Genomic DNA, 25,883 nt, shown 5'->3' on the forward strand with positions numbered 1-25,883 from the left:
TGTCAGCCCGCAGTCGTGATGATGGCAATCTGACGGAGGAAGCGTGCTGGATATCAGCCCACTCACCTGGGCCGTGACGATCGGACTCATCGTCGTTCTGCTGGCGGTGGACCTGCTGTTGGCGGCCCTGCGCCCGCACCACGTCGGGTTCAAGGAGGCCACGGCCTGGTCGGTGTTCTACATCGCCATCGCGATCCTGTTCGGCGTCTGGTTCGGCCTGCAGTACGGGAACGCCGCCGGCACCGAGTACTTCGCCGGCTACATCATCGAGAAGAGCCTCTCGGTCGACAACCTGTTCGTGTTCGTCATCATCATGACGACGTTCGCGGTCCCCGACTACCACCAGCACAAGGTCCTGACCTTCGGCATCGTGCTCGCGCTCATCATGCGCGCCATCTTCATCGCGCTCGGATCCGCGCTCATCAACTCGTTCTCGTTCATGTTCCTGGTCTTCGGGCTGCTGCTGGTCTACACCGCGATCCAGCTCTTCCGGCACCGGGACGAGGATCCGGACGTCGAGTCGAACCTCATGGTCCGCGGCGCCCGCCGGTTCCTCCCGGTCAGCGCCGACTACATCGGCGGCAAGCTCCTCGCGAAGGAGGGCGGCCGCCGGGTCGTCACCCCGCTGTTCATCGTGCTCATCGCGATCGGCTCGGTCGACCTGCTGTTCGCGCTCGACTCGATCCCCGCGGTCTTCGGCGTCACCCAGGAGGCGTACATCGTCTTCACCGCGAACGCCTTCGCGCTCCTGGGCCTGCGCGCCCTGTTCTTCCTCGTGAAGGGCCTGCTCGACCGCCTCGTCTACCTCTCGACGGGCCTGTCGATCATCCTGCTGTTCATCGGCTTCAAGCTGGTCCTGCACTGGGCTCACGTCGACATCGACGAGTCCGTCCCGGAGATCTCGACCCCGCTCAGCCTCGGCGTCGTCATCGGAGTCCTGGTCGTGGTCACCATCGCGAGCCTGATCAAGACCCGCCTCAGCCCGGAGGAGAAGGCGCACGCCGGCTCGCTCTCGGCCACGAAGAAGAAGGACGACGAAGGCAGGTAGGCGCCGACGGGCCCCGGGAGACCGGGGCCCGTTCGCTCAGCGCCGCTTCGCCAGGAGCAGCAGGACCAGCAGCAGCGGGATCGGGAGCAGGAACGCCTCGCGCAGCCCGATCTCCCCGTCCAGCCAGCCCAGGACCGCGGGCGCGGACAGGATCGCCGTGCCCGAGGCGAGCGACCCGATCGACGCGGAATGCCGCGACGTCAGATCCGGGACGTTCACCAGGCTCGCCAGCATGATCGGGTACAGCGGCGCGATGCCCAGGCTCGCGACCGCGATGCCGGCGGTCACCGTGACCGGGTCCTGCCCGAGGTAGACGACGACCGTGCCGGCCGCCGTGACCGCGACGGCGGCGCCGACCGCCCAGGGCCGGTCCACGAACCGGGGCCCGATGAACCTCCCGGCGGCCATGCCGATCCCGAAGCTCGCCCCGAGCGCCGAGGCCGTCCCGAGCGCCACGCCCGTGTCGACCAGCCGGGCCACGCCCCAGACCACGAAGCAGAACTCGCACGCGACGCTGAGGACGATCCGCACCCACCCGAGCACCGCCGGACCGACCGGGACGCGGCCCCGCTCGGCGCCGTCGTCCGCCGCGCCGCGGACCGTGCGGTGCAGGACCGCCGCGAGCGCCACCGGGACCGCGGCGAGCAGCGCCCACCGGCCCGGAATCCCCGCGGTCTCCAAGGCGCCGAACGCGAGCGGCGCGAGCACCCCGGCCGCGCTCGCGACGCCGACCGCGATCGCGATCCGCTTCGCCGCGCCCGGACCGCGCAGCAGCGACGGCGTGGCGAGGGCGATCGCGGCGCACCCGAGCCCGACCAGGACCGACCCCGGCCCCGCGATCCAGAGGTTCGGCGTCACGGCCATGGCGACCGCGCCGACCGTGATCACCGCGCCGGCGGCCCGCATGACCCGGCCCGCGCCCGCGCGCAGCATGGACGGCCCGAGCACGGCCGTGAGGACGAGCCCCGCTCCGAACATCATGGTGAGCCACACGAGTTCGCCGCGCGGCCGGTCGAGTTCGACCGCGATCCCGGCGAGGTAGGGCCCGAACGAGGAGACGAGGAAGCCGAGCCCGGTCTGCGCGAACGCGACGACCCGGCCCACTTCGCGGTCGGGGGCCCGGACCGCCGCGGCCGCCTCAGTGGCCATCGCGCGTCTCGCCCGCCGGTGCCGCCGACTCGACGAGGTCCGCGAGCTCGTCCAGATCCGCAAGGGACACATCGCCTTCGAGGCCCCGGAGTGCGGCGGTCATCGCGCCGGCGGCGCGTCCGGCCGCCAGGCCCGGCTCGGAGTCCTCGACCACGAGGCAGTCGGCGGGGTCGACGCCGAGCGCTTCCGCGGCCTTGAGGTACCCCTCGGGGTCGGGTTTGCCGCGCTCGACGTCGTCGTACGTCAGCAGCAGCGGCGGCTCGATCCCGGCGGCGGCGAGGCGGGCCTTCGCGAGCCGGTCGTCGGCGCTGGTGACCACCGCCCACGGGATGCTCGCGCGCTCTAGGACCGCGAGCAGTCGCATTGCGCCCCTTGTTGGGACGACTTCGTCGAGGTCGTCGTACTGGAACTCGAGCTGCCGTGCCGCGGACGCCGCGACGCCGTCCGCGTCGAGGTCGGGCCGCAGCCTCGCGACCGTGAGCGGGGCGGGGCTGCCGTGCGCGTCCGCGAGCGCGACCGCTTCCTCGACGCCGTACTCGCGTGCCCAGGCCGCCCAGGCGCGCTCGACGGCGCCGTCGGAATCGACCAGGGTGCCGTCCATGTCGAACAGGACGGCTGCGGGGTTGCTGTAGCTTCGCATGAAGCCCTCCGGGGATCATTTAAACTCGTAGCGCGAGGATAAACGCTGGAGGTGGCATGGCGCAAGCCCGAGCATCGGCGCCGGAGCCCGCACCGGGCCGGGTCGGACGAGCCGAGGCCGCCCGCTGGAGCGGCGCGCTCGACCTGCTGCGACTCGTGCGCGCGCGTCCCGGCGTCACGCGCGCCGAAGCCGCGCGGGTCCTGCACGTCGGCAGCGGCACCGCGACCGAGATCTCCTCGCGCCTGCGCGCGCTGGACCTCTTGTCCGAGCACCCGGCGCCGCCGACCGGCCGCGGGCGGCCCACGACCACGCTGCATGCGCACCCGGACGGCCCCCTCGCGGTCGTGGTCGACGTGCGCCAGGCCGAATGGCGCGTCGCCGTCGCGGACCTCGAAGGCACCCTGAGCGAAGCGGCCACCGGCCGCCACGGCTCCAAGCGCCCCGAACCGGTGTTCGGGGCGATCCGCGAGGCCGTCGCGGCCATCGCCGACCGGCACGGCACCCGCATCCGCGCGGTCTCGGTCTCCGCCGCGGCCACGGTGCGGCGCGGCCGCATCGAGCAGTCGAGCGTCCTCGGATGGCGCGATGTGGAGGTCGCGCCGCTGCTTCCCGGTGTCCCCCAAGTCCTCGGCAACGACGCGACCCTCGCCGGGCTCGCCGAGGCCCGCCTCGCCCACCCGGGCAGGAGCGTCCTCTACCTGACGATCGAGGTCGGCATCGGCGGCGTCTACGTCGACGGCGACCGCGCGATCACCGGTGCCACGGGCGCCGGCGGCGAGTTCGGCCACGCGCCCTTCGGCGACCCCGGCGTCCCGTGCCCGTGCGGCGCGACGGGCTGCTGGGACGTCGCGGTCGACGGCCGCGCCGTCGCCCGCCACCTCGGCGAACCCGAACCCGACGACCCCCGCGCCTACCTCATCGACGCCCTGGTCGACCCCGATGCCCGTGCGGCCGTCGCGCAATGCGCGACCACGCTCGGCCGCGGCGCGGCCGGACTCGCCAACGTCCTCGACCCCGAGGTGGTCTCCTTCGGCGGGCTCGCGCCCGAGGTGCGGCGCGCGGCGCCGGACGCGTTCGCCGCCGCGTTCGAGGCGGGCCTGATGGGCTTCCGCCGCGACGACCCGCCGGCCCTGATCGCCTCGGCGCTCGGCCCCGACGCGTTCCTCCTGGGCGCGGCCGAGGCCGCGTTCGACGAGGTCCTCACCGAGCACGGCCTGGCGTCGTGGGTCGAGGCCCGCGCCGACTGAAGGCTCAGCGGCGGTCGCACCAGCGCTTCGCGCTCGGCGTGCGCAGCAGCAGGATCACGACCGCCGACAGCACGATGCAGGCGCCCGCCGCGATGCGCACGCCCGTGAACGGGTCGTCGTCGCCGAGCTTGTGGCGGCCCTCGACGTGGAGGAACAGCATCGCGATCCAGACGGCGGCCGCCGCGGCCTCGGCGGCGATCGCGGCGACCCGCGCGGTCGCCGAGCCGCGCGCGAACCCGAAGGAGGCGACCGCGCGGAGGAGCAGCCAGGCCAGGTTGAACCACAGGCACACCTGCGTGACCGCGGCGGTGTAGGGCGGCACCTCGACCCAGTGCCAGGCCGAGTCGGGGCCGCCGCCCGACCGGAGCGCCCAGAGCGTGATCGCGGCGTACAGTCCGACGAAGGCGCCGAGGCCGCCCGCGCCGGAGGCGAGCGCCATCGCGGCGATGACGACGCCGGGCGTGCGGTCCGGCCGCGCCGGTCCGGCGGCCGCAGCGGAGTCGGGCATCCCGACACCCTACGGGGCCACGGCAAACCGGTGGTCAGACCGGGGCGGGTTCGCGGGCCTTGCGGGTCCGGTCGTAGACCGGCACCCATTTGGCGAGCCAGCCGACGCCGAACCAGCTGATGAGGCCGAGCGCGACCGCGGCCGCGCCCAGCGGGAACGCGAGCGAGACGAGGCTGATGAGGCCGGGCCCGGCGACGTTCCCGAGGTCGGCGCACAGCCGCCAGCCGCCGAGGAACTGGCGGCGGGCGTCCGGCGGGGCGACGTCGGAGCCGAGGGTGAGGACGATCCCGGAGGAGATCCCGTTGCCCAGGCCCATGAAGCAGGCGACGAGGGCGATGAGGACCGCGGTGTCGGCCAGCGGCAGCAGCACGAACCCGGCGCCGAGGATCGCCATCGCCGGCAGCCCGACCCACATGCGGCCGAAGCGGTCCATGATCGCGCCGCCGGGGTAGAACAGCAGCATGTCGACGCCGGCGGAGAGGCCGACGATGATGCTCGTCGTGGTGGCGTCGAGGCCCTGGGACGCGGCCCAGAGCGGGATGATCGCCTGCCGCGCGGCGCGGGCGACCATGATGAGGAAGACCCCCGAGCCGAGGGTCGCGAGGACCTTGCGGTGGTCGCGCAGGACCCGCCACAGGCTCATGCGCGGTCCGGCGCTCGGCGCCGCTTCGGCCTCGACCGCGCGCCGGGCGCCGTCTCCCGGCAGCTCGGGCAGGAACAGGCTGAGCAGGCCGCCCGTGAGGCTCGTGCCGGCCGCGAACGCGAACGCCGCGCCCATCGAGAACTGCTCGATGAGGGCGGCGCCGACGAACGGGCCGATGAACGAGCCGATGCGGAAGGTGCCGCCGAGGGTCGACAGCGCGCGGGCGCGGAACCCGATCGCGACGGCTTCGGAGAGGTACGCGTGCCGGGCGAGCCCGAAGACGGCCGAGGCGAGCCCGATCGCGAACACGCACGCCGCGAGGACGAGCAGTGACGTCGTCTGCGAGGCGGCGATGAGCGCCGCGGCCTCGACGACGCACGCCGCCAGAAGCACCCGCTTCTCGCCGAACCGGTGCGCGAGCGACCCCGCGGGGAGGTCGCCGGCGAGCTGCCCGAAGCCGATGAGGCCGACGATGATCGCGGCCTGCGTGACCGTGGCGCCCAGGTCGAGCGCGTACAGGGCGATGAGCGGCACGACGGCGCCCATGCCGATGGAGATCAGGACGGTCGGACCGTAGATCGGCACCCAGAGGCGCCGCATGCCGATCGAGTGGGCGGCGTCGTTCAGGGCATGGTCGGACACGTTCGCGAACGTAACAAGCAGCGGCGGACCGGCCTCGCCTCGCGGACCCGGATGTGACGCATTCGAACCGGTCGGCCGGTAAGTGGCGGCCGGGCGGCGCACGACATGGGGCGACGCGGCGAAGCGCCCCGGCTCGCCGACCGACCCGGTCGGTCGGCGAGCCGGAACTGCGTCAGTCCGGCGTGCAGGTGACCGCCGGGGTCGCCGTCGGGCCTTGCGCTACGAAGCCCCAGGCCGCCGATCTCGTCTGGCCCGCGGAGACGGCGCCGTTCCAGCCGACGTCCGTCGCCGTGACCGCGGTGCCCGAGCTGTTCACGGTCGCGTTCCAGGAGCTGGCGATCGATTGCCCGCCGGTCCACGTCCAGGTGAGGCGCCAGCCGCTGATCGCGGTGCCGCCGGCCGTGACGTGGACGTTGCCCTGCCAGCCGCCGTTCCAGCTGTTCACGACCTCGATCCGGGCCGTGCAGCCCGCGCCGCCGGGCGGCGGTGAGGTCGTCTCTCCAGGAGGCGAAGTGGTCTCGGCGGGGGAGGTGGTCTCGGGCGGTGTCGTCGCGTTGCCCGTGCCGAGCGTCGGCGTGGTCCAGTTGCGCCACTGCGAGAGGTTCGCGGACTTGCTGGGGTGCATGGTGATCACGCCGGGCGGGTTGCCGCCGCCCTTGAGGAACGCGTTGATGCTCTGCTGGAGCGGCGTGCGCCAGTCGCTGCGGGTCGCGCAGTGCGTCCCGTCCGAGACGTTCGAGTGGTACGAGAGGTTCGACCCCGCCCCGAGCGCCTTGTAGACCTCCGCGCCGCCGAGGGCCGCGACGGCGCCGGACCGCGCCCCGAGCCATTCGACGTGCGGGTTGTCCATGATGAACAGGCCGCGCGGGGCGATCATGCCGACCATCTCGTGCGTGTCGACCGGGAGCCCGGCCGGGTTGCCCGTGTAGGCGCTGAACGCGTCGCCGAGCCACGGCTGCTCGCCGTAGGCGCTGCTCAACGGCTGCGAACCGCTCTCCTGGGCGATCGAGCGCATCGCGCCGACGCCGCCACTGCCGGACTCGATCGGCATCGTCAGGTCGATGCGCTGGTCGAAGGCCCCGGCCACGAAGGCGCCCTTGCCGTACCGCGAGCACCCGGTGACCCCGGTCGAGCTGTTGAGGATGCTCCCGCCGGACTGCTCGATGACGTCGATGAGGCGGCTGACGCCCCAAGCCTGCGCCATGAGGATGCCGGTGCTGCTACCTGCGCCGTAGAGGGTGTAGAACGCGCCCTGCTTGTTGTTCCGCGGCGTCCCCTCGGCCCCGACCGTGCCGGGGTCGTAGTTGACGACCGCGGCGCCCGAGGCCAGGATCGTGCTCGTGTCGGCGCCGAAGCCGCCGTAGACGATGACGGCCGGGAACGGGCCGCTGCCGCTCGGGAGCTGCACGCTCGCCGAGAAGCCGGCACTGCGGCCGTTGTCGCTCACGTTGACCGTGATCCGCGAGGAGGTCACCGTGCCCGTGACGCTGTCGGGCTGGGGCTTGTCGCCGTAGATCGTCCGCTCGGCGAGCTCCTTGATCTCGGACCGGCGGCACTCCCACTGGTCGCGGGTGGTGATCCGGGTGCCGTCGAGCCTGGTGAACGGGTCGGGCAGGAGCGAGCTCGAGGCCCAGGTGCCGGGGATCCGGACGTTGCAGTCCGCGCCGTCCCATTCGGACATCGCCTGCACCTGCGCCTCCGCGTCGAACCGGGTCGAGAGCGCGAGCGCCGAGGCGAGAGCGAGGGACGCGAGCGCGACGAGTGCGAACCGCAGCCTGCGGCGGTGCCGGGAGCGTCCCGGGGCCGTCCCGGCGGGCGGAGCGGCGCCGGGCGCGATCGATGATGCCATTGGCAGATTCCTTGTCTGGCCAGGGCAGTCCATCATCGACGGTGTGGGGCGGCGCGGGAGCCGGCGTCAACGGTGAAACCACTCAGTTCGAAAACTTTCGTGAGGGTTCCAACAGGATACATAGACCGATATCGATACGCAATGCCGTGTCGGCCCGCCCCGGGGTAGGATCGGCACCCCGTGCGGGGGCTCCCGCGCGGACGGCAGGCACACAGCGCGAGGTACACCGATGGAGTTCCCCGAAATCGACCCCGACCTCCCGATCGGCACCGGAGCGACCGGCGTCCGCATCGAGACCGACGCCATGGGGGAGATCGAGGTCCCCGCCGACCGCTACTGGGGCGCCCAGACCCAGCGCTCGCTCCTCCACTTCGCCATCGGCGACGACCGCATGCCCACCGCCCTCTACCGCGCGTACGCGATCGTCAAGAAGGCCGCCGCGCTCGTCAACGCCGAGGCCGGCCGCCTCGACCCCAACCTCGCCGCCGCGATCGTCCACGCCTGCGACGAGGCCGCCGCCGGCGACCTCGACGAGGAGTTCCCGCTCTACGTCTGGCAGTCCGGCTCCGGCACCCAGTCGAACATGAACGTCAACGAGGTCATCGCGAACCGCGCCAGCCAGCTCCTCGGCGGCGGCCTCGGCAAGGACCGCCTCGTCCACCCCAACGACCACGTCAACCTCGCGCAGTCCACGAACGACACGTTCCCGACCGCGATGCACGTCGCGACCCTCCTCGAAGTCCGCGACGGCACCCTCCCGCAGCTCCTCGCCCTCGCCGCCGCGATCGGCGACCGCGCCCGCCGCTGGGTCGACGTGGTCAAGATCGGCCGCACCCACCTCCAGGACGCCACTCCGCTCACCGTCGGCCAGGAGTGGTCCGGCTGGGAGGCGCAGCTCCGCGACGCGGGCGCCCGCCTCGAGCAGTCCCTCGAAGCCGTCTGCGAACTCGCCGCCGGCGGCACCGCCGTCGGCACCGGCATCAACGCCCCCGACGGCTTCGGCGAGGCCGTCGCCGCGAAGCTCGCCGAGCTGACCGGCCTGCCGCTGGTCACCGCCCGCAACAAGTACGCCGCCCAGGGCTCGCTCGACGGTATGGTCGCCGTCAGCGCCGGCCTCCGCGGCGCCGCCGTCGCGCTCATGAAGGTCGCCAACGACATGCGCTGGCTCTCCTCGGGCCCGCGCGCGGGCCTGCACGAGCTGCGGCTGCCCGAGAACGAGCCCGGCTCCTCGATCATGCCCGGCAAGGTGAACCCGACCCAGCAGGAGGCCGCCGTCATGGTCGCCCTCCAGGTCATCGGCGAGGACTCCGTGGTCGCCGCCGCGGGGGCGCAAGGGAACTTCGAGCTGAACACCATGCGCCCCATCGTCATCGAGAACGTGCTCCACTCCGCGCGGATCCTCGGCGACGCCTGCGGGCAGCTCCGCGTCCACAGCGTCGAGGGCATCGAGCTCGACCGCGCCGCCATCGCCGACTACGTCGACCGCTCCCTCATGCTCGTCACCGCGCTCAGCCCCCACATCGGCTACGACAAGGCCGCCGCGATCGCCCACAAGGCCGACCACGAGGGCTCGACGCTCCGCGAGGCCGCGATCGCGCTCGGCGTCGCCCCCGCCGACTTCGACCGCATCGTCGACCCCGCGGCCATGGTCGGCGACCCGCGGCGCGACCTCGGCATGGCCCCCTGACCCGCGCTCGCCGGACCGCTCCTTCGATGCCGTTCGCGGCGTAGGGTGGACGCCATGATCGCGATCGACCTCGACGGCAGGACCGCACTCGTCACCGGATCGACCCAGGGCATCGGCGAGGCGATCGCCCGCACCCTCGCGCGCGCCGGCGCCCGGGTCGGCGTCAACGGCCGCAAACCCGAGTCGGTCGACGAGACCGTCGCACGCCTCGCGGCCGAGACCGGCGGCGCGTTCTTCGCCGCCCCCGGCGACCTCGCCACCGAGGACGGCGCGGCCGCCGTCGCCGCGATCGCCCCCGACCTCGACATCCTCGTCAACAACCTCGGCATCTTCGGCGCCCGGCCCGCGCTCGAGATCACCGACGACGACTGGCGCCGGTACTGGGAGGTCAACGTCCTCTCCGCGGTGCGCCTCATCCGCACCTACCTGCCGGGCATGACCGGCCGCGGCTGGGGCCGGGTCCTCAACATCGCCAGCGACTCCGCCGTGGTGACCCCCGAGGAGATGATCCACTACGGCACCAGCAAGACCGCGCTGCTCGCGGTCTCGCGCGGCTACGCGAAGGCCGCCGCCGGCACCGGCGTCACCGTCAACTCGGTGATCGCCGGGCCGACGCACACCGGCGGCGTCGAGGACTTCGTCTACCAGCTCGTCGACCGCGACCTGCCCTGGGACGAGGCCCAGCGCGAGTTCATGCGCCTGCACCGGCCCCAGTCGCTGCTGCACCGGCTCATCGAACCCGAGGAGATCGCGAACCTCGTCGCCTACCTCAGCTCGCCGCTGGCCTCCGCCACCACCGGCGCCGCCGTCAGGGTCGACGGCGGCTACGTCGATTCGATCCTGCCCTGAGCCGCACGGGGACCGGTCCGGCCTGTCGCGCGCTATACCTGGAGGAGGGACACCGCCCGGTTCCTCCCGTTCCTCACCCTCAAAGGACGCTCATGGACGAGCCCCGCCTGGCCGACCTGCCCGGATCGACGCGGGCGGCGGTGCTCACGCTCTCCGGGCTCTGCGGGATCGGCCTGCTGTGCGTCTGCGGGCTCGTGATCGCCCTCGTCGGCCTCGCCCAACTGCGCGCCACCGGCACCGCCGTGCCCGCCGGCGCCGGACCCTCGATCTACCGTTTCGCCGCCGGAACGGCCGCGTTCGCGCTCTGCCGCGGCGCACTCGCGGCGATGATCATGCGCCGCAGCCGCATCGCCCGCAACCTCGCCGGCCTCGTGGAGGCCGCCGCGATCGCGCTCGGACTGCTGTCCTGGCACGGCGGCCCCGGCTTCGAAGGCCCGCGCCTCGGCGGCCTCACCCTCACCGCCGACCTCGCGTCCTGGTTCGGCGCCACGGCCGGCCTCGCCGTCTCCCTCGCGGTCGTACTCCTGCTGTGGACGCGCGCGTCAGAGGCGTGGTGCAGCAGGTAGACCGCACCGCCTCATTCAGACCGCTCGATCGGGGAGCCGGCCGATCCCCTGTCTGCCGCCCTGGCGGCACCGCCCACGGACGCGCCTCGCGCCGCGACCCAGTCCAAGCGGCTGCCCGATCCCGCCAGGCCGCTCCCGACGGCGCCGCGCTCGTGCTCGTGGAACGCACGGTTCCGGAGCGGCCGTCGATTCGTCCATACGGGCCATTGAATCGGCCATGGACCCCGACCTCAAAGCGCGACTAGGTTCGGTCCATGCCCGCAGACGAGCCGAGGATCGTCCTCCCCGAGCCGCCCGCCGCACTCACCGGCCGGCCCGTGCGGCCTGCGGGCTGCTCACCCCGCACGGCCTCGAATCCATGACACTCATCCGAGTCGGCACCGCCCGGCCCGCCATCGAGGAGGACCCGCGATGACCGCGATCCCGACCCACCTGCCCGACCGACTCGCGATGACGCTCTGGGACTTCTCCTGGTACGTGCGCACCGGCCCCGGCGAACCCTTCGAAGACCTCGACGCCGCCTTCGCCAAGGCCGTCGACCTCGGCTACAACGCCGTGCGCATCTGCGCGATGCCGTTCCTGCTCTTCAGGTCCGGCATCGACACGACCGAGCTGCGACTCGAACCGCTCGACGGCGTCCGGGGCTCCGACGGCTACGGCTCCCGCGTCCGCTGGTACGACGTCCGCGAGCCCGTCGTGATCGACGCGAAGGCCCACCTGCTCGACTTCTTCCGCGCCGCCGACCGGCACGGCGTCTCGGTGATCGCCTCCTCATGGGAGTACCAGCAGAGCCCCGCGTTCGCCGGCGACCCGGCCTGGTACGAGGCCCTCCACGCCGTCGACCCCGACGACCGCCTCACCGTCCTCGGCGAAGCCCAGGCCGACCTGGTCGACTTCCTCGCCGAGCACGGCCTGGCCCACGTGATCGCCTGCGTCGAACCGCACAACGAAGTCCAGATCGGACACCTCACGGCCGGGCTGCCCGGGGTCGAGGACGCGGTGGTCGAACTCCAGGCCCGCCTCGAAGCCGGGATCGCGGCCTTCCAGGCCCGCCACCCCGAGGTCCTGTGCGCCCCGAACTACGGCGGCGTCCCGGTCGGCTCGCTGCGCGGCATCCCGCGGAACGCGACCGCGCTGGCGTTCCACCCGTACGTCTACGGGGTCCTGGACGACCTCATCGAGGAGTTCGGCCTGCGCCGTCCGCCGGCCCGGTTCCCGCAGGAGCGCGCCGACGCCGAGCTGCTGCGCCCGGGCGCGCCGCGGATCGCCGAGTGGTCGCTGCCGCCCGAGAAGTCCTGGAAGCTGCAGGCGTCGATCATGCAGGCGGCCGAGATCTACGTCCACGACTGGTGCGACCCCGAGCGGTTCGACCGATGGCTGTACGACCGCTACGGCGCCCACCGGACCGCGATGGCGAACCGCCTCCGCGACTGGATCGACGTCGCCGCCGACCACGCGAAGCGCCTCGGCGTCCCCGTCTACTTCGGGGAGGGCTGGGTCGGGTACACGCCGCGCGACGGCCGCTTCGAAGAGGGCCCCGTCGGCGCCGGGATCTGCCGGGACGCGGTCGCGCACTCGGTGCGGGTCGGCGCGTGGGGGACCATCGTCTGCTCGAACGCCGCACCCCAGCATCCGATGTGGACCGACGAGGCGATCCAGCGCGAGTGCAACGGCGCGTTCCTCAAGGGCTAGCGCCGCAACGGCGACACGCCCCGGGCCCGATCGGGCCCGGGGCGATCCGCGTCGACCGCGCCGGGCGCGAAGTCCACGGACCGTCGACGACGCTGCTCGCCTTCACTGCGGTAGGTGCGACAGGGCCGGTTGAAACCGATCCGCCGGATACAGCAGAAATGCCCGCTTCGCGAGCGGGCACCTGACTGGGGAAGCACTGGAGCGGGTGACGGGAATCGAACCCGCGCAATCAGTTTGGAAGACTGAGACTCTACCATTGAGCTACACCCGCGCGTCCGCCTGAGCGGAACGCAGGCAAGTGTAGCGCATGTCCGGCGTCCGGCGCAGCGAAGCCCCGGCGCCCCCGTTCGGCCGGGAACCGGGACGCCGCGCGCGAAATCCTGTGACTCCCGCTACCGCTTGGGCAGGACGCTTCGCAGTCCGCCCGCGAGGTGGGCGAGGAAGTCCGGGTGCTCGTAAGCGGCGGCGTCGTGGCCGAGGGCGGTGTAGAAGCACTCGCCGGCCTCGAGACGGCGGTGCCACGCGATCGGGTGCGGGGCGCCCATGGCGAGGTCGCCCGCCTCGTACGTCGTCTCGTCCGCTTCCAGGAGCACCTCGACGTTCTTCGGTCGCTCGTCGAAGCTGTACCACTCGTCGGTCCAGGCCCAGCGCTTCGGCAGGTGCGCGGTCGACGGGTGCTCGGCGGCGACCACGTCGATCTCGCCGGGCGTGCACCCGGGCGGGTGGCCGATGAAGCGCGCGCCCACGAGCTCCTTGAAGAACGGCCAGGACCGCTCCGCAGTCGAGGCGCCGTGGACGCCGCACCAGCCGCCGCCCCCGGTCACGTAGTCCGCGAGCGCGGCCCGCTCCAGTTCGCCGAGGACGTCCCCGGAGGTGGAGAGCCACACGACGGCGGCGAAGCGGGCGAGTTCGACCGGGTCGTGGACGGCCGAGTCCTCGGTGTGCTCGACCTCGGCGCCCAGGTCGGCGGCGATCCGCCGCACGGCCTCGACGCCGGCCGGGATGGAGTCGTGCCTGAAACCGGTGGTCTTCGTGAAGACGAGCAGCGCCTCAGCGGCCACGGCGCCCGCCCCGGGTCGGGGAGCGGCGCCGCGCGGCGGCGCCGGAGGGCGGTGCGGCGGTTGCGGGGGTGGCCATGGCAGCTCCTCGGGGAGAACGATTGCACCGGGTAGTCTAGGGGATCTCGGCTTCCGGCGCCCGGGGCGGCCGCGTCCCAGCTCAACAGTGAGGTGCGGCGATATCGACCACACCCGGCGGGGCCGCGACCCCCAGACGACCTAGACTCGGTCGGAGCGGGGGTTCGCGCTGCGCTGCCGGCGGCCCACCGGACCGGATCAGGCATCCGGCCGACGCGAAAGCAACTGAGCGAAATCTGATCTAGGAGTACGTCTGTGAAGAGCACTGTCGAGACCCTGAGCCCGACCAGGGTGCGGCTGTCGGTCGAGGTGCCGTTCGAAGAGCTGGCGCCGTACATCAACGAGGCGTACAAGTCCGTCGGGCAGCAGATCCGCGTCCCCGGCTTCCGTCCCGGCAAGGCGCCCCGCCAGGTGATCGACCAGCGCATCGGCAAGGAGTCCGTCTACGCCCAGGCGATGGACCCGGCCGTGCAGGCGAACCTGAACAAGGCCGTCACCGAGAACGAGGTGAACGCGCTGGGCCGCCCCGAGCTGACCGAGGTCAAGCCGATCGAGGACGGCAAGCCGTTCGAGTTCGTCGTCGAGACCGACGTGACCCCCGAGTTCGAGCTGCCCGACTTCGCGTCCCTCAAGGTGACGGTGGAGACCGGCGACGTCACCGAAGAGGACGTGGACGCGGACATCGAGTCCCAGCGCCTGCGCTTCTCGTCCCTGAAGACCGTCGAGCGCCCGGCCGCCGAAGGCGACTTCGTGCAGATCGACCTGCGCGCCACCCAGAACGGTGAAGAGGTCGAGGGCGGCTCCGTCACCGGCATGAGCCACGAGGTCGGCTCGGGCAACCTGCTCGACGGCCTGGACGAGGCCCTCGTCGGCATGGCCGCCGGCGACGAGAAGACCATCCAGTCGACCCTCGCGGGCGAGCAGGAGGGCGAGACCGCCGACGTCGAGGTCAAGGTCACCCAGGTCAAGGAGCGCGAGCTTCCCGACCTCGACGACGACTTCGCCGAGATGGCCAGCCCGTACGACACGCTCGAGGAGCTGCGGAGCGCCACCCGCGAGCGCCTGGAGAACGCCGGCAGGACCGGTAAGGCGAACGAGGCCCGCGCGAAGACCCTCGAGGCGCTCATCGAGGCCGTCGACCTGCCGCTGCCGGAGAAGACCGTCGGCGACGAGGTCGACCACACCCGCGGCCACCTCCTGGAGCAGGTCCAGCAGGTCGCGGGCGGTTTCGAGGAGTACCTCTCGATGGTCGGCAAGACCGCCGAGGAGTTCGACGCCGAGCTGCGCGCCGACGTCGAGTCGAACCTGCGCCAGTCGATCATCCTGGGCCGGATCGCCCGCGAGCGCGAGCTCGAGGTCTCCGGCGAGCTCATGACCGCCGAGGTCGTGCGCCAGGCCCAGCAGCGCGGGGTCCCGCAGGACCAGTTCCAGAAGTTCGTGGACGAGCTGCGCACCAACGGCGGACTCCAGCAGATCGCCGCCTCGCTGCGCCAGCAGCTCGCCCTCGAAGAGGTCGTCAAGGAGGCGTCGGTCGTCGACGCCAACGGCAACGAGCTGACCGAGGAGGACCTGTTCCCGGGCCGCGCCAAGGCCGCCGAGAACGAGGCCGCGTCGGCCGATGCCGACGAGGCCGAGTCGTCCGAGGACAAGACCGAGGAGTAATCCTCCAACGGTTTCGTTTGGGGCCCACCGCGTTTCGCGGTGGGCCCTGCGTTTTCCCCCGATTGGGAGCGCTTCGACCCGGTGCGCCCCGAATTTGTTGCTACTCCCGGGTAGAGACGAGCGTCACTTTCACCTAAGGTGTGTATCTAACCTCATCGATGCAACGACGCAACGTCCTGGGAGTGCCCCCATGATTCCCGCCCGGTTCCGTTCGGCCGCAGCAGCATCCGCGGCCGCATCCGGTCCAGCCGTCCCCGGCGCCGCCCTGCCCGGCGCGGCCCTCCTCGCGGCCGCCCTCCTCGCGTGGCCCGCCCCGGCCGCCGCCCAGGACGACCCCGCAGGCGAAGCGCTGCAATACGACTACGGCGCCGACGCCGCCTCCTGGTACTGGAGCCGCCAGATCGACGAGACCCTCGAACTCGGCGCCCTCGCCCAGCAGGTCGAACTGCCCAACCCGCAGGCGGCGACCACACTGCCCGTGGCCGTCGAACTCGGGGAGACCACCAAGGTCTCCGCCCTCTCCTTCAACCTCGCCGAGCGCGGCGTCCCCGAAGGCTCCGAGATCACGAAGTTCGAACTGACCGTCGCCGAAGGGAACGACGCGGGCGACTCGCCCACGTTCAACCCCCTCGGCAGGCTCGTGCAGGCCTGCCCGATCGCCGAGGCGTGGTCCGGCGGCGAAGCCGAGATGTGGGACGTGCAGCCGCCCGTCGGCGACGGCTGCGTCACCGGCGAACGCGCCGAACCCGACCCCGACGCGGTCGCCGAGGCCGAAGCGCTCCTCGCCGCGGCCCAGGAAGCCGCCGAGAACGGCGGCGAGAACCCCGAGGTCGTCGAGGTCCCGCTCCCCACCTGGACCTTCGACCTCACCGCGATCGCGAAGGACTGGGGCCAGGACCCGTTCGCCAACTACGGCGTCATGTTCATGCCCGTCATGGACGACGCCACCCCGATCGACACCTGGCAGGTCAACCTCAAGCTCCCGCTGCGCGACGACACCCAGACCCCCGTCGACGAGTACGAGGCCACCGCCTACCGCCTCGGCGCGGCCTTCTCCTTCATCCCCGGCACCCCCGAAGACGACGGCGCGGCCGACCCCGGGACCGGCGACTCCGGCACGACCGGCGGCGCCTCGGGCGGTGGCGGCGGCTCCGGAGGAGGCGGCGGCGGTGAAGGCGCCGAGGCGTCCCCGACCGCCGCGGCCCCGACCTCCGCCGAGGAGATGGAACCCGCCGCGTACGAACCGTTCGAACCGTCCGCGCCCTGGTACGTGTGGACGCTCATCCCCGCCGCCCTCGTCGGCGCCTACCTCCTCCACACCGCCATGGGCGCCTCCGGCGCCGCCGCCGGCGGCAACGGCGCGATCGACCGCATCCGCGCCCACAACCTCGACCGCCGCGGCTGGGCCCTGCCCCTCCCGGCCGGCCTGTGGCAGCGCCTGACCGGGCGGGGTGACCGCGCATGACCCGCAAGCGCACCGCGCTCGCCCTCATGGCGGCCGCGCTCCTCGCGGTGAGCGCGTGCGGCCAGTTCGAAGGCGTCCACGAGGACTTCGTCGAGGCCGGAGGCGAGAACCCGGGCCTCGGCGGCGCATCCGAAGGCACCGGCGCCGACGGGACCGACGGCACCGACGCGTCCACCGAAGGCGCAGGCGGCGGCGACGGCGGCTCCGACGGGGACGGCGGCGGAGGCGGCAACGACAACGGGAACGCCGGGAACGGCGACACCACCGGGGTCACCGACTCCACCATCACCATCGGCATCCACGCGCCCCTGACCGGCGCGGCCCCGCTGCGCCAGGACTCGTTCGAGACCGGCAAGGACCTCTACTGGCAGTACGGGAACGGCGGCGGGCCGGTCGAGATCTTCGGCCGCACCGTCGAGACCGTGTTCGCCGACGACCAGTACCGGCCCTCCACGGCCCGCCAGGTCTGCCAGACCATGGCCGAGGAGCAGCAGGCGTTCGCGCTCATCGGCGCCGGCGGCACCGACCAGATCCAGGCGTGCGCCCAGTACGCGGCCAGTGAGGACGTCCCGTACCTGTCCACCGGCGTCACCGAGACCGGCATGGGCTCGCTCGACACCTACTTCGCGGCGTCCATGACGTACCGGCAGCAGACGCCGATGCTCGCCGACTACATCAAGAGCGAGCTCGGCGTCACCGACCCTTCGCGCGTCGCCGCGGTCGTCACGAACACACCGAACTTCGACGACGCCGTCGAGGGCTTCACCGACGCGTTCGGCGACGTCGACGTCTTCCGGCCCGACAAGAACGAACGCGGCTCCTCGGCCGCCGGGAACCTGTGCACCGGCACCGTCGGGAACTACGACGCGGTCTTCGTCCTCACCAGCCCCACCTTCTACCTGGAGATGGCCGCCGCCTCCGGCTGCCGCCCCCAGTTCGTCGGCGTCGGCGTCAGCATGGGCCTCGACCAGGTCGCCTCCACCGGGTGCAGCGCCGCCTCGTCCACCGAGGGCGCGCGGTTCTTCAACCCGACCCCGGCGTTCGCCGACGCGGGCGAGTACGACCCGGCGTTCCTCGCCGCGGTCGACGCGGCCGGCATCGAGGCCGACGACGTCACCTGGATGATGTGGGGACAGTCCAAAGTGCTCCACCAGATGCTCGAGAAGGCCGGAGAGGACCTCGACCGGGGCGCGTTCCTCGACGCCGTCGCCGGATCGAACTTCTCCACCGGCGTGTTCCCCGACCTGAACTACAAGGACGGGCCCTTCGGCGCGACGCAGGTCAGCGTGCTGCGGAACGTGTGCAGCGGCGGCGGCCACTACGAGACCGACCACGCGTTCGTGAGCGGGTTCTAGGCATGGGCGCCTTCATCGCACTGGGGGTCTTCCAAGGCGCGGTCTACGGACTGCTCGCCGTCGGCATCGTCCTCGTCTACAAGGCCAAGCGCGTCTTCAACTTCGCGCAGGGGGAGTTCGGCGGGGTCGCCGCGTTCACCGCCTTCTCCCTCGTCGTCTCCCTCGGCCTCCCGTACTGGGTCGGCGTCGCCGGGGGCCTCGCCGCCGCGGTCGCCATGGGCCTCACCGTGGAACGCGTGATCGTGCGGCCGCTCGAATCCGAGTCCCGCACGATCATGCTGGTCGCCCTCGTCGGCGTCGCGCTCTTCACCATCGCGATCATCGTCCTCCTCGGCCAGCCCATCCCGCGGGTCATGCCGCCCCTGGTCCAAGGCACCGGCCTGAACCTCCTCGGCGCGGGGATCCTGCCCCAGCAGCTCATCCTGCTCGCCGTCCTCGCGGTGCTCGCCGCCGCGATGGCCTGGTTCTTCAAGACCGACCTCGGCCTCGCCGTCCTCGCGTCCTCCCAGGACACCCGCGCCGCCCAAGTGGTCGGCATCAGCCCCGTCGCGATCTCGCGGCTCGTGTGGGGCATGGCCGCGCTCCTCGGCGGCATCGCCGGACTCCTGTACGCGCCGGTCGGGATCTTCACACCCGGGTTCATGACCCTCACCATGCTCGTGCCCGCCTTCGCCGCCGCCGTCCTCGGCGGCATGACCAGCCTCCCCGGCGCGTTCGTCGGCGGCATCGCCATCGGCGTCGTCCAGAACCTCGGCATCTACCTCCTCGGACAGCAGCTCAAAGTGCCCGGCGCCGCCGAACTCGGCGTCTTCGCGCTCCTCATGCTCGTCCTCCTCATCCGCCCGCAGGGCCTCCTGGGGAAGGAAGCCTGATGGCAACGGCCACCATGACCTTCGCGCGCGTCAAAGTCCAGCGCCGCTTCGGCCTCGCCCTCCGCGTCACCCTCGTGATCGCCCTCCTCGCGGTCGCGGCCCTCCCGCTCGTCTACGGCGGCGACGTGTGGGCCCAGCGCATCAGCCGCGCCGCGATCTACGCGATCATCGGCCTCTCGATCAACACGCTCACCGGCCACGCCGGCCAGATCTCCCTGGGCCACCAGGCGTTCGTCGGCATCGGCGCGTTCGCCGCCGCGTTCACGGCCTCCCGCCTCGGCGCGCCCCTCGGCTTCGGCCTCGCCGCCGGCGCCGTCGCCGGCATGGCCACGGCCGCGGTCGTCGGCATGGTCGCCCTGCGCGTCACCGGCCTCTACCTCGCGCTCGTGACCCTCGCGTTCGGCCTCACCGCCGAGACCACGATCTTCAACTGGCGCGAGTTCACCGGCGGCGGCGCGGGCGCGTTCGCACCCCGGCCCGACATCCTCTCCGGCGACCGGGCGTTCGCGCTCCTGTGCCTCGGCGTGCTCGCCCTCGTCCTCTACGCCGACTGGCGGCTCGTCTCCACCAAGGCCGGCCGCGCGCTCGCGGCGGTCCGCAACGACGAGCGCATCGCCGCCACCCTCGGCATCGACACGACCGGGTACAAGCTCGCCGCGTTCAGCCTCTCCGGCCTCGCCGCGGGCCTCGCGGGCGGCCTGTTCGCCCACTGGAACCAGGTCGTCCAGGCCATGGACTTCGAATTCCAGGTGGCGCTCGTGTGGGTCCTCATGACCGTCGTCGGCGGCCTGCGCTCGCGCCTCGGCGTGGTCCTCGCCTCGGCGTTCTTCGCCCTGCTGCCCCTGACGCTCCCGAACTTCCTCTCGGGCCTGCCCTGGCAGCCGCCGTTCCTCAACGAGGCCGTCTACCACGTCCTGCCGCCGTTCATCGTCGTCGTGATGCTCCTGCTCGTCCTCCGCTTCTTCCCCGGCGGCCTCGGACAGCTCCTCAGACCCGCCACGCGCTGGCTCACCAAGGGAGGCAGGCGATGAGCCGCCGACAACTGCTCAAAGTGGAAGGACTGAGCCTCCGCTTCGGCGGCCTCCAGGTCCTCGACGACCTCTCGCTCACCGTCCGCGAAGGCCGGATCGTCGGCCTCATCGGGCCCAACGGCGCCGGCAAAACGTCGTGCTTCAACTGCCTCACCGGGATCTACCGGCCCCAAGGCGGCCGGGTCTTCTTCGACGGCAAGGACGTCTCGCACCTGCCCACCCACCGCCGCGCCCGCCGCGGCATCGCCCGCACCTGGCAGAACCTCGGCGTCATCGACGCCCTCACCGTCACCGAGAACGTCATGCTCGCCCAGCACCAGCGCGCCGGCTACTCCGCGCTCGCCGGGATGCTCGGCCTCGCCGGGACCTGGCACCGCGAGCGCGAACTGCGCCGCGACGCCGCCGAGATCATCGAGTACTTCGGCCTCGAGGACGTCGCCGACGAGCGCGCCGGCGAACTCCCGTACGGGGTCAGGAAGACCTGCGACATGGCGATGGCCCTCGCCACGGACCCGAAGATGCTCATGCTCGACGAGCCCGCCTCGGGCCTGAGCCCCGAGGAGGCCCTGGCCCTCGGCACGACGCTGCGCGAACTGCGCGATCGCCTGCGGCTCACCATCCTCATGATCGAGCACCACGTGCCGCTGGTCGCCGACGTCTGCGACTACGTGTACGTCCTCAACTTCGGGCGGCTGCTCACCGAGGGCGAACCCGAGGCGATCCAGCGGCATCCGGAGGTCATCGCCGCCTACCTCGGCGGGGCGGCCGAACCGGGGGCCGGATCCGACGGCGGCACCGTCCCGGTCGCGGCTGCGGACGGCCCGCCCGACTGGCCGCTCGTCCCCGAAGGGCCGCACTCGGACGGGAGGCCCGATGGCACTGCTTGAGGTCGAGAACCTGCGGGCCGGCTACGGCTCGGTCCCGGTGCTCCACGGCGTGAACCTCGCCGTCGACGAAGGCGCCAACGCGGTCCTGCTGGGCCTCAACGGCGCCGGGAAGAGCACCACCCTGATGACCCTCGCGGGTCTCCTGCCGGTCACCGGCGGCGAGATCCGCTACGACGGCCGGGTCCTGAAGGGCTCCCCGGGCGCCCGCGTCAGGCAGGGCATCGTGCTCGTTCCCGAAGGCCGCCATGTCTTCCCGGCGCTCACGGTGAAGCAGAACCTCCGGCTCGGCGCCTGGACGATCCGCCGCGACTCCCGCCGCGTCCGGCAGCTCCTCCTCGAGGTCTATGCGATCTTCCCGCGCCTCGAAGAGCGCGCCGACCAGCTCGCGGGGACCCTCTCGGGCGGCGAGCAGCAGATGCTCGCCATCGGTCGCGGCATGATGTCCTCGCCGCGGCTCCTGCTCATCGACGAGGCCTCACTGGGCTTGTCTCCCAAGCTCACCGAGCAGGTGTTCGCCGCCGTGAAGCTCATCAACGAGCGCGGCACCACCGTCCTCATGGTCGAGCAGAACGCCGGCGTTCTCGCCCAGGCCGACACCGCGTTCGTCATGCAGCAGGGCCGCATCACCGTCTCCGGCTCCGGCGCCGACACCCTCAACGACGACGCCGTCAGGGCCGCCTACTTCGGCACCTGACGCCGCCGCGGCCGGTCGCGAAGGCCGCGGACGGGGGCGTCCGCGGCGCGGCCACGGCCGGCCCGGTCGAGTGCGGCTCAACGCTGCGCGGGCCTGTCAGCCGCGTGTCAGGGCCGTGTCAGCGCCGCCCCCGAATATTCTGGGCATGAACAACACGCAGAACTCCGCGGCCGCCGCGACCACCGCCCCGCCGAACGGCTTCGTCGGGAAGCTCCTGGCCGACCGCCACTCCGTCCCGCTGTCCATCGCCCTTCACCTCGTCCCCGGCGCGCTCATCGTCGCCGCCTACGCCTTCATCGGCGCGCCGATCACCCGCGCGATCGAGGCACCGATCTTCGCGGCCTGGGCCATCGGGCTCGCGGTGGTGCTCTTCCCGCTCTGGTTCGGCCTGTTCTGGCTCGGCAAGCAGCGGACCGGCCGCTACACGATGGGCGGCGGCGTGGTCCGCTACCGCGACAAGCCGTTCTCGCGCGGCAAGATCACCTTGATCGGGATCGGCCTCCTGCTGTACATGACCGTCGTCTCGCTCTCGCTCACCCCGCTCGACGCCTTCATGTACGACCACTTCTTCACCTGGGTCACGTTCGAGGGCTCCGGCGGCTCCGGCACCACCTACCTCGACTCGTACGACAAGGACGTCGTGCTCACCACGCTGCTCATCTGCGGCCCCTTCACCGGTTTCATGCTCCCGCTCATCGAGGAGTACTACTTCCGCGGCTTCCTCCTGCCCCGCCTCCCGCAGCTCGGCCGCTGGGCGCCGCTGTTCAACACGACCCTGTTCTCGATCTACCACTTCTGGGCGATCTGGACGGTCCCGTCGAAGATCCTCTTCCTGCTGCCGGGCGTCTGGTTCGTCTGGGGCAAGCACGACATCCGCGCCTCCATCTGGATGCACCCCGGCTCGGCCCTCCTGATGACCGTCGTCGGCGCCACCCTCTACGCCCTCGGCGTCATGTAGGAGGCGAACACGACGAAGGCGCCCTCCGATGCGGAGGGCGCCTTCGTCGTGTCGTCAGCGGTCGAGCCAGCGGCGCAGGGCCTCGAGGGAGTTGTCGGGGCTCGTGTTGAAGCTCAGGCGGATGTCGGGGCGCAGGTCGATGAGGACGTTCACGATCCGCTCGAACAGGACGGTGTTCTCCGGGAACAGCCGGATGCCGCCGCCGATGAGCGCGAGTCCGAACGAGTGCTCGGCGAACCGGGCCCGGATCTCGGCCTCGGCCTCGTCGGGGTCCTTGCCTATGCCCGCCCAGACGGCGTCGAGTCCCTCGGCCTCGAACGCGGCCCGGGTGGCTTCGAGCTGTTCGGCGAGCTTCTCGACCGTCAGCCCCGGCGGCAGCTCATCCGGGGTGAACACCTCCGGGCTGATCCCGATGAAGAGCATGCGCCGGTCCGTCGGCGGCTTCACTTGAGAGTTCTTGTGCGACAACGGTCTCACTCCTTCAGCGGCCGCGGTCGCCGCCCGGTGCGGCGAAGTCGAGCGGCTGCTTGGTCCAACGGCCGCCCGGCGCCGGCTATTCCGCAGGCGGTCCCGCGCCGAATAGGTGTGGGTCTACAGGCGGCGGCGCCGGGGTGGGCGGGTGAGTGGTTGGTTGGGTGGGTCGTGGGCCGGGACGGGGTGCCCGGCGGGCGGCCGGGCGTTCCGGTGTTCGGTTTCATGTTCGGTTTCATGTTCGGATTCCCAGTGCAGTGGGTTCGCTCTTCCCTGCTTCTCGGGCGGGTTTCCACGCCGTCTCGGTGCGGGCATCGAGGCGGCGACGGAGAGGTGGCGGGCGGGTCAGGGTCTCGGTCGGGGTGCCCGGTCGGATTGGCTTGCGGTCCAGGCGGTTCGGGGCACAGCATGAGGAGCTCTCGCGCTAATTCACTCTTCTGGGTGTTGTCACCTCCAGTCACAAAGAGTCACTATTGAATCACCGAACAAGGCGGCGAAAATCGACAAGACATTCGAGAATCGAGGTGAATCCGATGGCGACCGCAGCACTCGCAGGAACCGACAAGCACTCCCGTGCGCGAGCCATCCGAACCGCACTCGATGACGCGGCCTCCCTCATCAACGCTCAGCACGCGACCGTGCTCGCTTCGGTGATCACGGCGAAGGAAGGGAACCTCCACCGAGAGGTCGAGGGCTTCTCGGCCCTGCGGGACTGGCTGGTCTCGAAGTTCGACTTCCACACTGCGGTCGCTGCCGACATCGCCGCCATCGCCCGGCTGTCGGCGAAGTTCCGGATGCTGACCGAAGCGGCCGTCACCGGGCGGGCCCGGATCGACCAAGTGGCTTATGCGGTGCGGCAGTTGGACAAGACGCCCGCGATGCGCGTCTTCTCCCGGATCCCCTTCCGGGTTCCGGTGCCTTCCCCGTTCGACCCCGCGGTCCAATGCGGCACTCCGGAGTCGCTGATCACCGAGTACGCCGCCCATGCCCCGTTCAAGGAGCTCCAGAGGCACCTGTGGGAGCTGGAGTCGCAGCTGGCCGGGGAGGCCGAGGTGCTGGACGGCATGGGTGAGGAGTCCTTGCAGTGGCTGGAGGTCAGCCCCCGGGGCGACGGCATGTGGATCCTCTCCGGGGAGCTGTCCGACGCCACCGGGCGCCTGCTCGACAAGTACCTCAAGACCGCCTGCCCGCCGCCCCGCCAGGAAGAGCAGGACGCGGACGGCACTCTTCCCGCACTGCCAAACCGACACGCGGAGGCGCTTCACCAGCTCCTCGCGGGCTACGGCACCAGCCCCGAAGCCGCGAAGCGCCACGGCCACACCGCCACCCTCGATCTCATGGTGGACATCGAGACGTTGCAGGGCAAGGACACCGGCCGAGTGCCACTCCTGGAAGGCAAGCCGATCTCGGTCGCCAGAGCGCGCCTCCTCGCCTGCGAAGCCGGGATCATCCCCTCGGTGTTCGACTACGACACCGGCGAAGCAGTGGAACTCGGCCGGTCCGCCCGCCTCCCGAACGCGTCCCTGCGAAGGAAACTCGAACTCGAACAGCCGGAAGGCTGCGCTTGGCACGGGTGCGGTCGACCGGTCGCCTGGACCGAGGCCCACCACATCCGCCACTGGGCGGACGGGGGCGACACGAACGCCGACAACCTGATCCTGCTGTGCCGCTTCCACCACGGCCGCATTCACACCACCGGCTGGGTGGTGGAGAAGACCGGCCCGGGCCAGGCGCTCATCACCCATCACGAAGGCCACGGGGTCGACTCCGGGTGCGGCTGCTCCGACTGGCGCACCGATGCGGATCTGGAAGCCGACTTCAGGGGCGACATCGCCGATGTCTTCCCCACCGGCCTCTTCCCCGAGGAGCGCGGCCCCAAGACGAAGAGCGCCCTGACCGAGCGCGCTGAGGCTGCCGAGCAGGCCCGATGCGTCGCCGCCATCAAAGCCGCGAAAGCCAAGGCTCGCGAGCGGTTCACGAAGAACCGGCCGCCCGCCGCGCCGGTGACGCCGAGCAGTGCGGGCACCCCTGCCCGGCCTGAAACCCGACCGGCATGGCGGGAAGAACCGAGGACGAGCCGGCCGGAATCGAAGCAGGCACCGGTCCTCCCCGGCGCACCACCATTCTTACGACGCCCGCTCCGGTGGCGGCCGGGGCGGGAGAAGGAAGCGCCGACCGGGGGCCATCATCAAGGGCCGCAGACGCTTTCGAGCCCGAGACCCTGCCTGGGTCCGGGCCATTCGCCATGCTGGTGACGCCCGCTGCGGTGGCGGCCGGGGCAGGGAGGGAAGCGCTGGCAGGAGCCACTGCCATTAAGAGCGGAGGTGCCCTTCTCCATGCTGATCCAATCGCGAACGCCACTGACCGAGTGGAAGGGCCGCCCCGTCCTGCGGATCAGGGGGAGTCGGTGTCCGAGTCCGGTCGCCCGCCCGCCGCGTTTTCGGGGCGCCCGGATACCGCTGTCGTATCGGGCCTCTCCGCTCTCCACCTCTCGAGCGAACGAGCAGGCCAGAAAAAGCGGCCGTTCTGGTCGAACGGACAGGCCAACGGACTGGGCAGGCGACCGCACCGCTCCGCCCTCTCGACCTCCCAGCCGCATTAGTCTTCCTTCGCCGCTTCGCCGCTTCGCCGCTTCGCCGCTTCGCCGCTTCGCCGCTTCGCCGCTTCGCCGCTTCGCCGCTTCGCCGCTTCGCCGCTTCGCCGATTAGGCCGTGTTTACGAACTGAGGAAGCCTCCTGTTGAATCTGTTGTGCTGCAACGATTTCAATAGGAGGCTTCTGTGTCGAGCCTATCAGGGCGCGGGGATCTGACCGATAAGCAGTGGGAACGCCT

The 25,883-nt window shown here is 71.8% G+C and carries 22 protein-coding genes and 1 tRNA gene; 15 read left to right on the forward strand and 8 right to left on the reverse strand.

The features are described 5' to 3' along the window. The first annotated feature begins 43 nt into the window (after positions 1–43). The gene (locus GFD30_RS21220; protein ID WP_322633474.1) at positions 44–1,048 is read left to right on the forward strand and encodes a TerC/Alx family metal homeostasis membrane protein; all 1,005 of its coding nucleotides are present in this window, start codon (positions 44–46) and stop codon (positions 1,046–1,048) included. Positions 1,049–1,084: 36 nt separating this feature from the next. On the opposite strand, the gene GFD30_RS21225 is transcribed toward GFD30_RS21220, so the two are convergent. Both GFD30_RS21225 and GFD30_RS21230 read right to left on the reverse strand, forming a co-directional pair. After that, on the reverse strand, positions 1,085–2,197 hold the full coding sequence (locus GFD30_RS21225) for an MFS transporter (protein ID WP_153027169.1): 1,113 nt from the start codon (positions 2,195–2,197) through the stop codon (positions 1,085–1,087). Next, a complete protein-coding gene (locus GFD30_RS21230) occupies positions 2,187–2,837 on the reverse strand; it encodes an HAD-IA family hydrolase (RefSeq protein ID WP_227996787.1) in 651 nt (216 codons plus the stop codon). The genes GFD30_RS21225 and GFD30_RS21230 overlap by 11 nt, the downstream gene beginning before the upstream one ends. Before the next feature lie 56 nt (positions 2,838–2,893). Here GFD30_RS21230 and GFD30_RS21235 point away from each other — a divergent pair, with 56 nt between their 5' ends. Next, positions 2,894–4,084, forward strand: coding sequence for an ROK family protein (locus GFD30_RS21235; RefSeq protein ID WP_153027170.1), 1,191 nt, complete (start codon positions 2,894–2,896; stop codon positions 4,082–4,084). 4 nt (positions 4,085–4,088) lie between these two features. On the opposite strand, the gene GFD30_RS21240 is transcribed toward GFD30_RS21235, so the two are convergent. The 3 genes from GFD30_RS21240 to GFD30_RS21250 form a co-directional block, all read right to left on the reverse strand. Then, on the reverse strand, positions 4,089–4,592 hold the full coding sequence (locus tag GFD30_RS21240; RefSeq protein ID WP_153027171.1) for a hypothetical protein: 504 nt from the start codon (positions 4,590–4,592) through the stop codon (positions 4,089–4,091). A 34-nt stretch (positions 4,593–4,626) separates the two neighbouring features. Next, complete coding sequence (locus tag GFD30_RS21245; RefSeq protein ID WP_322633475.1) at positions 4,627–5,877, reverse strand: MFS transporter; 1,251 nt, start codon at positions 5,875–5,877, stop codon at positions 4,627–4,629. Between the two features lie 172 nt (positions 5,878–6,049). After that, positions 6,050–7,726 (reverse strand): glucuronyl esterase domain-containing protein, encoded by a 1,677-nt coding sequence (locus GFD30_RS21250; protein ID WP_153027172.1) that lies wholly within the window; start codon positions 7,724–7,726, stop codon positions 6,050–6,052. Positions 7,727–7,955: 229 nt separating this feature from the next. Here GFD30_RS21250 and GFD30_RS21255 point away from each other — a divergent pair, with 229 nt between their 5' ends. The 4 genes from GFD30_RS21255 (at position 7,956) to GFD30_RS21270 (ending at position 12,520) form a co-directional block, all read left to right on the forward strand. After that, positions 7,956–9,413: a class II fumarate hydratase gene (locus GFD30_RS21255; RefSeq protein ID WP_153027173.1), complete on the forward strand. Its 1,458-nt coding sequence runs from the start codon at positions 7,956–7,958 to the stop codon at positions 9,411–9,413. A gap of 57 nt (positions 9,414–9,470) precedes the next feature. After that, a complete protein-coding gene (locus GFD30_RS21260; protein ID WP_407649129.1) occupies positions 9,471–10,262 on the forward strand; it encodes an SDR family NAD(P)-dependent oxidoreductase in 792 nt (263 codons plus the stop codon). Between the two features lie 92 nt (positions 10,263–10,354). Beyond that, positions 10,355–10,828 carry a hypothetical protein gene (locus tag GFD30_RS21265; RefSeq protein ID WP_153027175.1) on the forward strand — a complete coding sequence of 158 codons (474 nt, stop codon included), beginning with the start codon at positions 10,355–10,357 and terminating at the stop codon, positions 10,826–10,828. A 411-nt stretch (positions 10,829–11,239) separates the two neighbouring features. Further along, the gene (locus GFD30_RS21270; protein ID WP_153027176.1) at positions 11,240–12,520 is read left to right on the forward strand and encodes a cellulase-like family protein; all 1,281 of its coding nucleotides are present in this window, start codon (positions 11,240–11,242) and stop codon (positions 12,518–12,520) included. A 197-nt stretch (positions 12,521–12,717) separates the two neighbouring features. Here GFD30_RS21270 and GFD30_RS21275 read toward each other — a convergent pair. Further along, positions 12,718–12,791 (reverse strand) — tRNA-Gly (locus GFD30_RS21275). Between the two features lie 121 nt (positions 12,792–12,912). Then, a complete protein-coding gene (locus tag GFD30_RS21280) occupies positions 12,913–13,581 on the reverse strand; it encodes a ThuA domain-containing protein (RefSeq protein WP_322633476.1) in 669 nt (222 codons plus the stop codon). Between the two features lie 330 nt (positions 13,582–13,911). On the opposite strand from GFD30_RS21280, the gene tig reads away from it, so the two are divergent. From tig to GFD30_RS21320, 8 genes are all read left to right on the forward strand, one after another. Beyond that, a complete protein-coding gene (gene tig / locus GFD30_RS21285) occupies positions 13,912–15,318 on the forward strand; it encodes a trigger factor (protein WP_153027177.1) in 1,407 nt (468 codons plus the stop codon). 190 nt (positions 15,319–15,508) lie between these two features. Next, positions 15,509–16,783: a hypothetical protein gene (locus GFD30_RS21290; RefSeq protein WP_153027178.1), complete on the forward strand. Its 1,275-nt coding sequence runs from the start codon at positions 15,509–15,511 to the stop codon at positions 16,781–16,783. Next, positions 16,780–18,138, forward strand: coding sequence for an ABC transporter substrate-binding protein (locus GFD30_RS21295; RefSeq protein ID WP_153027179.1), 1,359 nt, complete (start codon positions 16,780–16,782; stop codon positions 18,136–18,138). Before GFD30_RS21290 ends, GFD30_RS21295 begins: the two co-directional genes overlap by 4 nt. A 2-nt stretch (positions 18,139–18,140) precedes the next feature. Beyond that, a complete protein-coding gene (locus GFD30_RS21300; RefSeq protein WP_153027180.1) occupies positions 18,141–19,010 on the forward strand; it encodes a branched-chain amino acid ABC transporter permease in 870 nt (289 codons plus the stop codon). After that, on the forward strand, positions 19,010–20,041 hold the full coding sequence (locus tag GFD30_RS21305; protein WP_153027181.1) for a branched-chain amino acid ABC transporter permease: 1,032 nt from the start codon (positions 19,010–19,012) through the stop codon (positions 20,039–20,041). The genes GFD30_RS21300 and GFD30_RS21305 overlap by 1 nt, the downstream gene beginning before the upstream one ends. Then, positions 20,038–20,928, forward strand: a complete 891-nt coding sequence (locus GFD30_RS21310) for an ABC transporter ATP-binding protein (RefSeq protein ID WP_153027182.1) — start codon at positions 20,038–20,040, stop codon at positions 20,926–20,928. Before GFD30_RS21305 ends, GFD30_RS21310 begins: the two co-directional genes overlap by 4 nt. Then, complete coding sequence (locus GFD30_RS21315; RefSeq protein ID WP_153027183.1) at positions 20,915–21,622, forward strand: ABC transporter ATP-binding protein; 708 nt, start codon at positions 20,915–20,917, stop codon at positions 21,620–21,622. Before GFD30_RS21310 ends, GFD30_RS21315 begins: the two co-directional genes overlap by 14 nt. A 145-nt stretch (positions 21,623–21,767) precedes the next feature. Next, positions 21,768–22,580: a CPBP family glutamic-type intramembrane protease gene (locus GFD30_RS21320; protein WP_153027184.1), complete on the forward strand. Its 813-nt coding sequence runs from the start codon at positions 21,768–21,770 to the stop codon at positions 22,578–22,580. 54 nt (positions 22,581–22,634) lie between these two features. On the opposite strand, the gene GFD30_RS21325 is transcribed toward GFD30_RS21320, so the two are convergent. Then, entirely contained in the window at positions 22,635–23,048 is a 414-nt protein-coding gene (locus GFD30_RS21325) for a hypothetical protein (protein ID WP_227996789.1), read from the reverse strand. Positions 23,049–23,584: 536 nt separating this feature from the next. On the opposite strand from GFD30_RS21325, the gene GFD30_RS21330 reads away from it, so the two are divergent. Then, positions 23,585–25,306 carry an HNH endonuclease signature motif containing protein gene (locus GFD30_RS21330; protein WP_153027185.1) on the forward strand — a complete coding sequence of 574 codons (1,722 nt, stop codon included), beginning with the start codon at positions 23,585–23,587 and terminating at the stop codon, positions 25,304–25,306. Positions 25,307–25,883 lie beyond the last annotated feature (577 nt).

This window comes from Glycomyces albidus (assembly GCF_009451885.1).
GTDB lineage: Bacteria > Actinomycetota > Actinomycetes > Mycobacteriales > Micromonosporaceae > Glycomyces > Glycomyces albidus.